This is a genomic window from Listeria fleischmannii subsp. fleischmannii LU2006-1, assembly GCF_000344175.1.
Classification (GTDB): domain Bacteria; phylum Bacillota; class Bacilli; order Lactobacillales; family Listeriaceae; genus Listeria; species Listeria fleischmannii.
In genome coordinates, this window is the sequence record NZ_ALWW01000061.1 from 1 (window position 1) to 13,974 (window position 13,974).

Below are 13,974 nucleotides of genomic sequence, written 5' to 3' on the forward strand. Positions count from 1 at the left end.
CAGATTTAAATGACGTGCCGCACGATATCGTCTTTCACCAGCGATAATTTCATAGCCACCTTCACGCATTTCGCGCACGACAATGGGTTGGATTATGCCATGAACTTGAATCGTTTCAGCAAGCTCTTGAATCTTATCTTCATTAAAACAGTTCGCGGCTGAAATTGATTCGGTAAAATAGCATCAAGTGACAATTCTTCCACGCGCTTTTGCAAACTTGTTTCTTCGGCTTCGTTATTTTCTTTTCTATCTTTTTTTCCAAATAATGAAAAAGCCATGCAGCTTCGTCCTTTCTAAGCTTCGTTCGCTCATTTTACGTCCTACCTCTATTTTAGCAGAATGGAAAACATTACTCAATCGGTTGTTTATTTGGCGTGCCCGCCTTACGCGGATACTTATTAGGGGTTTCTTTCGTTTTTTCAATGACATAAATATTTCGTTCGCTCTCTTCTACCGGGAGCATAAACGCAAAATGATTCGTAACTTTTCCGCCAAAAAGAGTGATTGCTTTTGCTGCGATTTCAAGTTCTTGCTCCGCTTGTTGAGCCTTCATCGCAAGGAAAATACCGCCTTTTTTCACAAGTGGGATACATAGCTCTGAAAGCACGCTCATTCTAGCAACGGCTCTCGCTGTCACAAGGTCAAACTGCGCCCGGTGCAACTTGTTTTGTCCAAATGTTTCAGCACGGTCATGATAAAAATGCACCTTATCTAAGTGCAAAATTTCAGCTAAATGATTAAGAAAAGTAATCCGTTTTGCGAGCGAATCAACTATACTGACTTCAAGATGAGGAAAGCAGATTTTGATAGGAATACTCGGAAAACCAGCTCCAGCTCCAATATCACAAATAGATTCAATTTTTGTAAAGTCCATAAAAAAGGCTGCTGAAATAGAATCATAAAAATGTTTTAAATAGACATCTTGTTTATCTGTGATGGCTGTTAAATTCATTTTTTCGTTCCATTCCACAAGCGTTTTATAATAGTCATCAAATTGATTCATTTGCGTTTCATCTAATAGAATGCCTTTTTCAGCAAGTGCCATTTTAAATTGTTCTGGGTTCATTTTCTTCCTCTTTTCCAATCATTTTCCATTTTATTTTATCATACCTCGCCTAAACTTGTTGGATTATTCCAGTAAAAAGCATTTAAATCAGTATCAGTTTGGCTGAACCTCTTTAAATGCTTCTACACTTATTTGACTTTCGCTATCTTCCCTTGCTCGATATAAACAAGTAATATCGAAATGTCAGCGGGATTAACACCGCTTATTCGGCTTGCTTGAGCAATTGACAATGGCTGGATTTTTTTTAGTTTCTCAACCGCTTCCGTTGCTAAGCCAAAAATGGCTTCATAATCAATCTTATCTGGAATTTTCTTATCTTCCATACGTTTCATTTTTTCAACCTGTTGATAGGACTTTTCAATATAACCCTCATATTTAATTTGAATTTCTACCTGTTCAGCGACCTCAGGCGATAGCGGTGTTTCACGTGAAACAATTTGAGCGATTTTTTCATATGTTAACTCCGGACGACGTAGAAAATCGGCTGCTAAAATACCGTCTTTTAACTCCGCGCTACCTAAATCGCGCAACATGGATTGAACTTCTTCAGTTGGCTTAATTCGCGTTTTTTGAAGTCGCTTAATTTCCTCTTCAATTTCGGCCTTCTTTTGTAAAAAGCGAGCATAGCGTTCGTCGCTAATTAACCCGATTTCATGACCAATTTCGGTTAAGCGCAAATCAGCATTATCATGGCGAAGTAGTAAACGGTATTCTGCGCGAGAGGTTAATAAACGATACGGTTCCTCCGTCCCTTTTGTAACCAAATCATCAATTAAAACACCGATATACGCCTCATCACGGCCTAAAATAATAGGTTCCTTGTTCTGCACTTTACGGCACGCATTAATTCCAGCCATCAGTCCTTGACCCGCTGCTTCTTCGTAACCACTTGTTCCGTTTAGCTGACCCGCGGTAAATAAGCCTGGAATTAACTTTGTCTCAAGTGACGGCCACAATTGATCGGGCATCACCGCATCGTATTCGATAGCGTAGCCGACGCGCATCATTTCCACATTTTCAAGCCCTGGAATCGTGCGTAGCATTTTTTCCTGCACATCTTCTGGTAAGCTTGTTGAAAGTCCTTGTACATAAACTTCTTCAGTGTTTCTTCCTTCCGGTTCGAGGAAAATTTGATGGCGCGGTTTGTCACTAAAACGAACAATTTTATCTTCTATTGAAGGACAATAACGGGCGCCTGTTCCTTTTTTCGTTGCCGTAAACATAGGCGAACGGCTTAAATTTTCATTTATAATGGTATGCGTTCCTTCGTTTGTGTATGTGAGCCAGCACGGCAATTGGTCAAGCACCATACTCGTTGTATCAAAGCTAAATGAACGCGGGTTTTCGTCACCCGGTTGAATTTCAGCTTTTGAGTAATCAATGGAACTTGATTTTACTCGTGGCGGCGTTCCTGTTTTAAAGCGTCTTAAGATAAAGCCAAGTTCTTCCAAGTGTTCTGACAGCTTCACAGATGGTTGTTGGTTATTTGGTCCGCTTGAGTATCTGAGTTCTCCGACAATAATTTCCCCGCGCGAGAAAGTCCCTGTTGTTAAAATAACCGCATCTGCCATATATTTGGCGCCACCATTCGTAATAACACCTTTACAAACTCCGTCTTCAATCACTAGGCGATCTACGAGACCTTGTTTTAATACAATATTAGGTTCTTTTTCAATCGTGTGCTTCATTTCGTGTTGATAGTCCCACTTATCTGACTGTGCACGAAGCGCGCGCACTGCAGGACCTTTCCCAGTATTTAGCATACGCATTTGCACATATGTTTTATCGGTATTACGGCCCATTTCGCCACCGAGCGCATCAATTTCCCGCACAACAACACCTTTTGCTGGTCCCCCGACAGAAGGGTTACATGGCATAAACGCGACCATGTCTAAATTGATGGTAAGCATAAGCGTTCTCGCGCCCATACGACCACTTGCAAGACCAGCCTCAACCCCGGCATGCCCCGCCCCAACGACAATGACATCGTATTTTCCTGCATCATAAACTTGCATCTATTCCACTCCTTATTTTCCAAGGCAAAATTGATTAAATAATTGATCTAGTAATTCGTCCTGTACCGAGTCGCCTGTAATTTCGCCAAGTAAGTCCCAAGCGCGGGTCATATCGATTTGTACGATATCAACGGGCATACCTGTTTCAACACCGCTAATCACAGCGTCTAACGCTTCTATGGCTTGATGTAGAAGGGCAATATGACGCACGTTTGAAACATACGTCGCATCCCCTGCATCAATTTCACCAGTAAAAAATAGCGTTTTAATGGCCTCTTCTAGTTCGCGAATACCACCATCCGTTAACATGGAAGTTTCTACAACCGGTTCACCGTTTGCTAATCGCAAAACCTCATCTAGATCTATTTTCCGTTCCAAATCGGTTTTATTTAACACCACCACAAAACGAGTGTCACGAGCCGCTTCAAATAACGCCTCATCTTCTTTTGTCAGTGGTTCGTTTTGATTTAAAACGAGTAGCAGAAAATCGGCTTCTGCGAGAGCTTTTCGAGATCGTTCTACACCGATTTTTTCCACAATATCTTCGGTTTCACGGATGCCAGCAGTATCAATCAAACGAAGCGGCACGCCGCGCACATTCACGTATTCTTCGATAATATCACGTGTTGTTCCGGCAATATCTGTTACAATCGCCTTATCTTCTTGGATAAGCTGATTCAAAAGCGATGATTTCCCCACATTTGGTCGGCCGATGATGGCCGTCGCCAGGCCTTCTCTTAAGATTTTCCCCTCACTCGCGGTTTTTAAGAGCTCATTTACAGAAGCTTTCACCAGATGCGTTTTTTCAAGTAGCATCCTAACTGTCATTTCCTCGACATCATCGTATTCCGGATAATCGATATTAACCTCGACCTGCGCAAGTGCATCCAGAATCTCCTGCCGTAAATGGCGAATGAGGCGGGATAGATTCCCGTCCATTTGTTTAAGCGCCACGCCCATCGCCCGGTCCGTTTTCGCACGAATGAGGTCCATCACTGCTTCTGCTTGTGATAAATCAATTCTTCCGTTTAAAAAGGCGCGTTTAGTAAACTCTCCTGGTTCAGCAAGTCGGGCGCCACTTTTTAGTAGCAGCTGCAAAACCCGATTGACCGACACGATCCCACCGTGGCAATTTATTTCCACAACATCCTCGCGTGTAAATGTCCGCGGCGCTCGCATGACGGACACCATCACTTCTTCAATTGTTTCGTCTTCTTCTTTTATATGACCATACTGAATGGTATGACTTTCTGCATCATTAAGCCGTTTTTTGGCATAAAAAATACGATCCGCTATTTGAATCGCCTCATCACCGCTTAATCGAATAATCGCAATGGCACCTTCGCCTGGCGGTGTTGAGATTGCAGCAATAGTATCAAAATCCATTCTACCCCACCTTTCTTAAAGAAAAATTTGGATAAATTTAATTTGAATAAATTTACTTTTGCACTCAACAGTTCGCTCTGCTTTCACCAAAGCTTGCTATTTTATCCACAAGTTATATAAATTAATAGTACTATTTTAACTTATCCACGTGTGTTTAACAACCGTTTTATTTTATCCACAGAAAAAAAGCTGGCAAGAAGGAACTTATCCCCATTACCAGCCAAAAAATTATGCCTTACTTTCTAATTCATGTACAAAAAGACCACTTAATAGTTTGGGTTCAAACCATGTCGATTTTGGCGGCATAATTTCGTTCGCATCCGCCACACTTAAAAGGTCGTCCATTGTGGGCGGGAACATAGCAAAAGCAATTGTAAATTCGCCACTATCCACGCGCTTTTCAAGTTCAGCGAGCCCACGAATTCCTCCCACAAAATCAATACGATTATCACGTCTCACATCTTGAATATCGAAAATCTTCGTAAGTATTTCATTTTGCAAAATGGATACGTCTAAACTGCCAATGACATCTCCTTTTATCGTTTCTTTTTTTGCATCTACTGCATACCACCGCCCGTTTAAATAAAGCCCCATTTGTTTCGGCTTACTTGGTTTAAACGGCGTAGTTCCCTTTTCCGTGATATCAAAATGCGGTTTTAATTGTTCAAAAAAATCGCTCGGGATAGGCACATTCAAAACGCGATTATAGTCTAGAATTTCAAGTTCTTCGGCTGGGAATAAAACGGATAAGAAGAAATTAAATTCCGCAAGATTACTTTCATTCGGATACACCTCTCTCCGTTTTAATCCCACTTTAACCGCCGATTCAGTACGGTGATGCCCGTCCGCAATATAGAGCGCAGGAACAGACGCAAAGGCCGATTCGAGGGTGGTGACGAGCTCATTTTCATCGATATGCCAAACTTTATGTGTCACCTCGTGAAAACTCTTAAAATCATAAATTGGCTCATGGCTCGCTTTAAATTGCGCAATCAGCTCATTAATTTCAGCTTTTCCGCGGTAGGTTAAAAAAATTGGACTCGTATTCGCATCACACGTGTCCACATGGCGAATGCGGTCGAGCTCCTTTTCCTCCCGCGTAAACTCATGTTTTTTAATTTTCTGCGAGATATAGTCATCAATCGCCGTCGAAGCCACAATCCCCGTTTGCGCACGCCCATTCATTTGAAGCTCATAAATATAAAAACCCGCACGAACGTCTTTTTTCAACCATTCTTTTTCTAAAAAAGCCCGTAAATTATCTTTTGCTTTTAAGTAAACCAAATCATCATACGGGGATAATGATTCTTCTAAATCAATTTCCGCTTTATCAATATGTAAAAATGAATATGGGTTCGTTTTCCCTAATTCCCTTGCTTCCGCACTACTTAAAACATCATAGGGCAAAGATGCGATTTTATCTGCCAGCTTTTCATTTGGCCTTACTGCTTGAAACGGACGTACATTCACCATGCTTTTTCCTCCTACATTTAAAGAGCCCTAAGAAATACCTTAAGGCTCTATTTATTTCCCGGGAAATAATTTAAACCGTCACACCTAACGGCTCGATAATTCTCACACGTAAAATCCCCTTGACACCTTCTAGTTCCGCTTTAATCGCCTCTAAACTATTCGAGTCATTGCGCTCCATATCAATAAGCGTATAGGCGTATTCACCGCGGCTACGATTCGTTAAATCCATAATATTCATTGTATGGCTCGCCACAATCGTCGTGACAGACCCCACCATATTAGGAATGTTGCGATGACAAACTCCAATTCGCGGATGTCCGTTGTAAGGCATATCAACAGACGGATAGTTCACTGAATTTTTAATGCTACCTGTTTCTAAAAAATACTGGAGTTCGCGCGCCGCCATTAAAGCACAATTAGTTTCGGCTTCTTCCGTTGAAGCACCGAGATGAGGCAATACACGGACTTTTTTAGTTTGAAGTAACTTTTTAGTGGCAAAATCCGTAATATACATACGCAGTTGATTTGCTTCCAGCGCTTCACAAATCGCATCTTGATTCACAAGTTCTCCGCGAGAGAAGTTAAGTAAAACAGCATTTTGTTTAAGTAAAAGAAGCGTTTCTTTATTGAACATTTCACGCGTATTATCACGTAAAGGTACATGAACCGTAATATAATCGCAGGTTGCCAAAACTTCTTCAAGCGTGATGGCCCGTTTTACGTCCTTTGAAATTTTCCAAGCCGTATCAACCGACACATACGGATCAAATCCGGTAACGTCCATGCCAAGTGCAATTGCATCATTGGCAACCAAAGCTCCAATCGCGCCAAGACCAATAATGCCCAATTTTTTCCCATAAAGCTCAGTACCCGCAAACGCTTTTTTACCTGCTTCCACTTTCGTTTCCACATCGTCACCCTCTAGACCTTCTACCCATCTACTACCTTCAATAATGGGCCTAGCCGCCATAAATAAACTAGCTAGAACAAGCTCCTTCACCGCATTAGCGTTAGCACCAGGTGTATTAAAAACAACAATACCACGTTCAGAACAAGTTTCAAGTGGAATATTGTTCACACCAGCGCCAGCCCTCGCAATCGCTTTTAACGAGTCTGGAAAATCATAATCATGCAAACCATAGCTCCTAAGTAAAATTCCATCCGGAGACGCATTCGCATCAAGCACATACTTTTCTAAATCAAAAGTTTTTAAGCCCTCATTCGCAATTGCATTTAACGTTTCAATATTAAACATGAACCTTTCCCCCTTCATGGCTATGCGCAAAATCCTTCATAAATGCAACAAGTGCCTCCACACCTTCAAGTGGAAACGCATTATACAAGCTCGCCCGCATCCCGCCAACCGAACGATGCCCCTTTAAATTCACAAAACCTTTTTCAAGCGCCTCTTTTATAAACGCCTTATCTAGTTCAGCGTCACCTGTTGTAAAAGGAATATTTGTCAGCGAACGAACAGCCGGCACAACCGGTGAACTAAATAGATTTGATTCATCAATATAGGAATAAAGAAGACCTGCTTTCCGGCGATTCAAAGCCTCCATCCCGCTAACCCCACCTTGCGCTTTTATCCACTCAAACACAAGCTTCGCCACATAGATGGAAAACGTAGGCGGCGTATTATGCATCGAACCATCATCTGCCATTATTTTATAATCAAGCATAGAAGGCAAATTCTCGCTCCCCCCAATTAAATCCTCACGAACAATGACAATCGTAAGTCCAGCTGGACCAATATTTTTTTGCGCCCCTGCATAAATAAGTCCAAAATCATTCACATCATATTGGCTAGCTAAAATGTTGGAAGACATATCAGCAACAAGTGGCACATCCCCCGTTTTAGGTACATCAAATATAGCCGTTCCTTCAATCGTATTGTTTGCTGTAATATGCAAATAAGCTGCATCTTTAGACGGTGCAGGAATATCTGGAATATAGCTGAAATTTCGGTCTTCTGATGATGCAATAACTGAAGTTAAGACATTAGGTAGTTTTTTGGCCTCAGAAATCGCTTTTTTCGACCAACTTCCTGTATTTACAAATTCTATTTTTTTCCCATGCGCTAAGTTTAAAGGAACCATCGAAAATTGCAGACTCGCTCCCCCTTGTAAAAAAAGCACTTTGTAATGATCTGGGATATCCATCAACTCGCGAAGTAATGCCTCCGCTGAATCAATAATTTCTTGAAAAAGCGCCGATCTATGGCTTAACTCCATCACAGACATACCAGAACCTTTATAAGATAGTAATTCTTCCTGAACTTGTTTCAGTACTGGAACGGGCAAAGTTGCCGGTCCCGCTGAAAAATTATAGACACGCTCCACTCATCATCTCTCCTGTTCACAATCATTTTACTAAAACGAATCACCAGTATTTTTCACAAGGTTACCACTCTTATACGCCAACCAGTGAGACATGAGCCTATTTGTATACAGCAAAACACCTACTTTCTAAATTGTGAAGTAAGACACAATTTTTCAAATTGCTTAAAAAGACAGTCTTTTTTACTTTTGTATATTATAGCAGAACACGATACCTCTTTCCACGTTTTTACAGCACAAAAAAAGAATGGAGGTCAAAAACCCCCATTCTCTATCCTATTACATTAATTCAATATTCACGATGTCGCTAAATTGAACGGAATAAACCGTTCCAAATACGTCCTGAAATAAAACTTCTTGTGTTACTTCATCTAATTCAAGAGGTACTAATTCCAATGTACGGACCCAACCAAAACCATGAAAAGCTTCCGGGTCTTCAAAAGGGGCCAAGTTTAAATGGGCTATATTCGCCTCTTCAAAATATTGTAACCGCACCAACCATTCGCGCTTTATGGCATCTTGAAGCGTAATATAAAACTTTCCTGCTCGATAACATCACACACAGGACGCGCTTTTAAAGACGATAAACGGGTATCAAACTCAATTTCTTTTAGCGGCAAAGCATAAACCATCATCATCACCTCTTCCTAATTCCATTATACGAACAAACGTTCTTTTTTGCAAGTTTTTTATCCTCTTTCAAAAAATTTTTTTTGCTTACAGACATAACAAAGATAGCGTTTACATTCTATTTTATCGAAAATTTATGGTTGAAATTAAAAATATAGTTGCTATACTTATGTAAGTAGATAACATTTAAAAAGGAGTTTTAAACAAATGACAAATACATTTTTAGATTCAATTAAAGTTCGTCGTTCCATTTATGCTTTAGACAAAAACGTTTCTTTATCTCAAAATGAAATTGAAGAAATTATCAAGGAAGCTGTAAAATTAAGCCCATCTTCTTTTAACTCCCAAAGTTCACGTGCGGTTATTCTTTTCGGGGAAAGCCATGATAAGCTTTGGAACATTACGGAAGAAACGCTTCGCGGCATCGTTCCTGCTGAAAATTTTGCGTCCACTGAAGAAAAAATTGCTTCTTTCCGCGCAGGCTACGGCACCGTTTTATTCTTTGAAGACACTGAAGTCATCGAAGGATTACAAGAAAACTTCGCTTTATATGCAGATAACTTCCCAATTTGGTCCGAACAATCTACAGGTATCGCGCAACATTCTGTATGGGTAGCACTTGCAAACGCTGGTATCGGCGCTTCCTTGCAACACTATAACCCACTAATTGATGACGCTGTACAAGCTGAATTCGACCTTCCAGAAAGCTGGAACTTACGTGCTCAGATGCCATTTGGTAATATCGTAGCAGAAGCTGGCGAAAAAGAATTTATCGACGACGAAAAACGTTTCCGTACGTTTAAATAAAAAAATAAAGCCGCATGTTGTTTCGAGTTTTTCTCGATACCGCATGTGGCTTTTTTATATGAAACTTTTTACCCGACTACGAAGTTCCTCTAGGCTGACAATACCCGCAATGCTCCCCTTTATCTCACCATCTACAATGACAATAGAGTTAGGGATTCCTTTTACTTGAAAATGCTCCGCGAGTTTTCTCTCTTTATCTATATTGATCTTCACAACTTGAATAAATTCGCCTTCCATCTCGGAAAATCGATCTAACGTAGGCCAAAAACATCGACATGGTGCGCACCATTCCGCCCAAAAATTTAACAATATTTTGGGATGACTCGAAATAATTTCATCAAGTTCACCTTGTTTCGCATGTATAATCGCCATTTCCTCACCTCTCGTTCAGATTATGCCAAAGTCCTTTATGCGTCAAGCAAACGAGCTCAGTTGTTTAGTTTTTAACATTTTTTACATATTTGATTACGCCAATAGTCCAGTAACTAATAATTGAAGCCGCCACTACACTAGATGCAAAAATTAAATCTGGGTAAAAATCCTCTGCAAAATTTCCTTTACCACCAAGCGCGTAGACCACATTTGTAATCGTCAAATTTTCGGAAAAGAGACTGCCTAAAAAGAGCAAAAACACTAATGTGACTTGGTGTGTAATACTCCCTAATTTGTTCCAACGACTTCTTAAAAGTAAACTCGCGTCTTTCATAGCATCTTTCGAATGATTGTATGCTTGACGATTTAAAAACCGCCCAGTCATTGAAGAGAAGCTCCCGATAATAAAAACGCCAACCGAAATCGTCCAAGGACAAACCATAAGTATAGCCCCTATAGAAATCCCTATCGTATATAAAACAAGGATTGGTCTGTCTTTCCATGCTTTTTTCAAAAACGGCTCGAAAAGCAGTGAAAAAATAATGCCAAAAAAGTAAACTAAATATATATGAAGCAGCATGAAATTAAAATTTTGTTGGGATAATGAATAAAAGGTTCCGTATAGTAATGCAAAACTATTGGCCATGCCTTGCCCAAGTGAAAAATAATGGACCAAAACCGACAATTTTAAAACCGGGCGGAAACGGATAAGCGTGATAATAAAAATCGTAATACCAACGACGCAAGCTAAAATGGCCAAGGTCACAAGGCTAGCTAAATCTGTTGTACGCACACCTTTAATAATAAATATGATTACTGAAAAAACTAGAAAAATAATAAATGGACGCATTAAAAAGCCTGTTTTTTCAATGGCTCCAATTTCATAATTAGGTAATCGTGATACAAAATAAAACGTAATCGCTAAAAGAAGGGCATAAAATAGAAAGGCTACCCATGGGAAAGTAAATTTCACTAAAAGAATGGCTGCAAAAATAGCGATAAGGACAACAATAAGCGCAGCTAAGTAATTTTTGTTACTCATTTTTCTTCCATAAAAAAAGCGCTCGTGATATTGCAATGTGATATAAAGCGGCAAAATCATGCTGCTAGAAATCCCTATAAAAATAGCGCCTATTTCCATCCATAATGTGGAAAACGGGGCAAGTGCGGCAATTAATGACCCCACTGTCCCAAACGAAAGTAGAAGCAATAAATGTTTTTTGGCGCTCATTCGTCTCCCAAAAGCATTAAATAAAAATGTTCCTGTATAATTAAAAACATAATATATAATTAAAGCGGCGTAGCCATTTAGCCATCCGTCATAATAATTCCCCACTAAAATAAAAAGTAAGTATGGCAAAAACGGGGCGGCATTGACTACCGCATACATATAAAATTTTCCTTTTGGATCTATCATTTTTTCATCCTCCATGTTCACCATTTTATCATACTATTTTTTCAGACCGCTTTTCACACAAAATGTAGCATGTTATAATGCAAAAAAAGACGTTTTCTTTAGGAGGAATGAAAATGGAAGCGATAACACCTTTTCTAATGTTTCAAAACAAGCAATCTGCGAAAGCTATTGAGCTATATTTAAATACGTTTCATGATGCCCACACTGTATTTATTAACCACCATCCAAATCCAGAAGATGGTATCATGCTTGGGAAAATTAAAATCCATCATTTAGAAATTTTGGTTAGCGACAGTAGCGTTAATCATGATTTTAATTTTACCCCATCTTCCTCTTTTTTCATAGACTGCGAATCTTTAGAGGAACTAAAAGAGTATGCGGAAAAACTTTCAGCTAACGGAAACGTATTGATGCCTCTTAATAACTATGGTTTTAGCCAGCAATTTACTTGGGTGAACGATGCGTTTGGCGTATCTTGGCAATTGAACCTTCCCTAATGTTTCACGTGAAACATTGAAAAGCCCCTTTTTTTTCAAAAGAGGCTTTTTTATTTTAGAGAGAAATGAGCATGGCGATGATGCCTGCGAGTAAGCCGTAAAATAGCGTGGGTAGCAATGTGAGACGAATAATTTGTCCTTCTTTTCCTAAAACTCCTACAACCGCTGCGACAGCCACAATGCTTCCAACACTAATCATATTTCCTGCAGCTGCCCCGATTGCCTGCAAAGCCGCGATGAGCGTTGGTGATAAATCATGGAGTAGGGCTATATCAAGTTGTAATGAAGTAAACATCATATTACTAAACGTAGCACTTCCTGATACAAATGCGCCGATAATTCCTAGAAATGGGGCGACTAATGGCCATACATCACCAAGAACACTAGAAGCCAGGTTGGCAAGTTCTGTTGGCATATTTTCTAAAGGCGCTTCCTGCACATTTGAATTGATAAAAATGCGTACCATGGCGGTTGAGAAGAAGAGCGCGATAGCTGTATTCATGAGTGGCTGCGCGGAAACTTTCAATGCGCGCCCCACTTTTTTATAGGGAATTTTATATAAAAGAATGGTGCCTAAAATGACGAGGCCAAATACAATGCCCGGAGAATATAAAATTTGCCATTCTTGGCTGATGCCTGTATCCAAAATATTTTGCCATGAAATGGATATGCTTAATAACCAATTTTTAAGAGGTGTAATCACCCTGGTTAAAACGAGTAAGAGCGCAATCGCAATATAAGGCATTAAAGCTTGGATAAAAGACATCTCTTTTGTCTCATTTTTTTCAGACTCTGTTTGTTCCGTTTCCCACAGATTTCCTTTTGGCACTAAAAAACCTTTTTGGGCCGCAAAAATAGTAGCTACCAAACTACAAAGCGATCCTATGAGCGACGGAAATTCAAACCCTATAAATTGTGCGACAAGAGCGGCTGGAATGGTGTAACATAAACCGGCAAAAATCGCAAAAGGTGCTACTTCAAGACCTTCCTTAAAGCTCCTATTTTTCCCAAAAACTTTTGTAAGCATTAGTACTAAAAATAACGGAATAAAGGTTCCGATTAAAAGATCTAAACGCGTGAGTTGAACGGCGACACCATTTAGGAACGAAGCGGTCTCGAGTCCTTGTGTGGCAAAAAATTCGCTTAAATTGGCTGAGAGCGGCTCGATTCCCTGACGCATTCCGACATTAAAAGTGGTTCCAACTGCCCCGAAGCCAACTGGCGCACTATTTGCAATAAGAGCAATGGACACCGCGGCAAGTGGCGACAATCCTAAAATAACAAGCAGAGGCGCAACAATGGCGGCTGGTGTACCGAAGCCTGCAGCCCCTTCAATAAAACCTCCAAAGCCCCACGCAATAATAATGACGAGTAAACGCCGATCTTTCGTTATATTTAAAAATCCTGAACGTAAAACCTCAAGGGCGCCTATTTCACGTAATAAATTTAATAGTAAAATGGCGCCAAATATGATAAACAGCACCGTCATCGTGATAAAAACACCTTCTAATGAGGCAGCTGTAATTTGTTTAGCAGGAACTTTCCAAATAAAAAAGGCAAGTAAAGCTGTCACTCCAAAACTTAACGGCATAGCTTTTATGGCAGGTAAGCGCAAAATGACTAGAAAAATAAAAACAGATAAGATTGGCATCGCTGCCGTAATAAATTCAAAAAAATTCAATTTGCGCTCCTCCTTTACTTCTACTTTAAAGGAAGTTCCCACCTCTCATCAAAGGGCAAAAATTGCATTAATTCTTGCAACTTTTGTATCTCATCCACATAAAAAAAAGAGTAGATTCTTATCTACTTCGTGCTTTAGAATATAAAATTTCCACTTAATTAAAGTCTAACAAACCAGATATGGCGAAGTGTCATATCTGCATCTGTAAGCGTTGCGCCAATCCCAATCACTTACCATATTCGCGCTATTGATAGCCTTTATGCCGGCCTCAGCCGTCCTCTATCGCAATCA

13 protein-coding genes and 1 pseudogene are annotated in these 13,974 nt (G+C 40.0%); 2 read left to right on the forward strand and 12 right to left on the reverse strand.

Annotated features, from left to right (window positions below):
* The 9 genes and pseudogenes from LFLEISCH_RS13410 to LFLEISCH_RS16275 form a co-directional block, all read right to left on the reverse strand.
* Positions 1 to 278 (reverse strand): annotated as a pseudogene (locus tag LFLEISCH_RS13410) (ParB N-terminal domain-containing protein); the annotation flags it as partial.
* A 71-nt stretch (positions 279 to 349) separates the two neighbouring features.
* The gene (rsmG, locus tag LFLEISCH_RS13415; RefSeq protein WP_007477572.1) at positions 350 to 1,066 is read right to left on the reverse strand and encodes a 16S rRNA (guanine(527)-N(7))-methyltransferase RsmG; all 717 of its coding nucleotides are present in this window, start codon (positions 1,064 to 1,066) and stop codon (positions 350 to 352) included.
* A 128-nt stretch (positions 1,067 to 1,194) separates the two neighbouring features.
* Positions 1,195 to 3,081, reverse strand: coding sequence for a tRNA uridine-5-carboxymethylaminomethyl(34) synthesis enzyme MnmG (gene mnmG / locus LFLEISCH_RS13420; RefSeq protein WP_007477574.1), 1,887 nt, complete (start codon positions 3,079 to 3,081; stop codon positions 1,195 to 1,197).
* A 12-nt stretch (positions 3,082 to 3,093) separates the two neighbouring features.
* Positions 3,094 to 4,467, reverse strand: coding sequence for a tRNA uridine-5-carboxymethylaminomethyl(34) synthesis GTPase MnmE (mnmE, locus tag LFLEISCH_RS13425; protein ID WP_007477576.1), 1,374 nt, complete (start codon positions 4,465 to 4,467; stop codon positions 3,094 to 3,096).
* Between the two features lie 228 nt (positions 4,468 to 4,695).
* Entirely contained in the window at positions 4,696 to 5,940 is a 1,245-nt protein-coding gene (locus tag LFLEISCH_RS13430) for a DUF1015 domain-containing protein (RefSeq protein WP_007477578.1), read from the reverse strand.
* A gap of 70 nt (positions 5,941 to 6,010) precedes the next feature.
* A complete protein-coding gene (locus tag LFLEISCH_RS13435) occupies positions 6,011 to 7,195 on the reverse strand; it encodes a phosphoglycerate dehydrogenase (RefSeq protein WP_007477580.1) in 1,185 nt (394 codons plus the stop codon).
* A complete protein-coding gene (serC, locus tag LFLEISCH_RS13440; RefSeq protein ID WP_007477583.1) occupies positions 7,188 to 8,282 on the reverse strand; it encodes a 3-phosphoserine/phosphohydroxythreonine transaminase in 1,095 nt (364 codons plus the stop codon). The genes LFLEISCH_RS13435 and serC overlap by 8 nt, the downstream gene beginning before the upstream one ends.
* A gap of 276 nt (positions 8,283 to 8,558) precedes the next feature.
* Positions 8,559 to 8,777, reverse strand: a complete 219-nt coding sequence (locus tag LFLEISCH_RS13445; protein ID WP_007477585.1) for a hypothetical protein — start codon at positions 8,775 to 8,777, stop codon at positions 8,559 to 8,561.
* 11 nt (positions 8,778 to 8,788) lie between these two features.
* Positions 8,789 to 8,917, reverse strand: coding sequence for a hypothetical protein (locus LFLEISCH_RS16275; protein ID WP_277619627.1), 129 nt, complete (start codon positions 8,915 to 8,917; stop codon positions 8,789 to 8,791).
* A 199-nt stretch (positions 8,918 to 9,116) separates the two neighbouring features.
* On the opposite strand from LFLEISCH_RS16275, the gene LFLEISCH_RS13450 reads away from it, so the two are divergent.
* Positions 9,117 to 9,716, forward strand: coding sequence for a nitroreductase family protein (locus LFLEISCH_RS13450; RefSeq protein WP_007477587.1), 600 nt, complete (start codon positions 9,117 to 9,119; stop codon positions 9,714 to 9,716).
* A 54-nt stretch (positions 9,717 to 9,770) separates the two neighbouring features.
* Here LFLEISCH_RS13450 and LFLEISCH_RS13455 read toward each other — a convergent pair whose 3' ends face one another.
* Positions 9,771 to 10,088, reverse strand: coding sequence for a thioredoxin family protein (locus tag LFLEISCH_RS13455; RefSeq protein ID WP_007477589.1), 318 nt, complete (start codon positions 10,086 to 10,088; stop codon positions 9,771 to 9,773).
* Positions 10,089 to 10,152: 64 nt separating this feature from the next.
* Positions 10,153 to 11,505: a hypothetical protein gene (locus LFLEISCH_RS13460; RefSeq protein WP_007477591.1), complete on the reverse strand. Its 1,353-nt coding sequence runs from the start codon at positions 11,503 to 11,505 to the stop codon at positions 10,153 to 10,155.
* A gap of 113 nt (positions 11,506 to 11,618) precedes the next feature.
* Between LFLEISCH_RS13460 and LFLEISCH_RS13465 the strand changes: the two genes are divergently transcribed.
* Positions 11,619 to 12,002 (forward strand): VOC family protein, encoded by a 384-nt coding sequence (locus tag LFLEISCH_RS13465; RefSeq protein ID WP_007477593.1) that lies wholly within the window; start codon positions 11,619 to 11,621, stop codon positions 12,000 to 12,002.
* Positions 12,003 to 12,057: 55 nt separating this feature from the next.
* On the opposite strand, the gene LFLEISCH_RS13470 is transcribed toward LFLEISCH_RS13465, so the two are convergent.
* Positions 12,058 to 13,683: an L-lactate permease gene (locus LFLEISCH_RS13470; RefSeq protein WP_007477595.1), complete on the reverse strand. Its 1,626-nt coding sequence runs from the start codon at positions 13,681 to 13,683 to the stop codon at positions 12,058 to 12,060.
* Between the last annotated feature and the right edge of the window lie 291 nt (positions 13,684 to 13,974).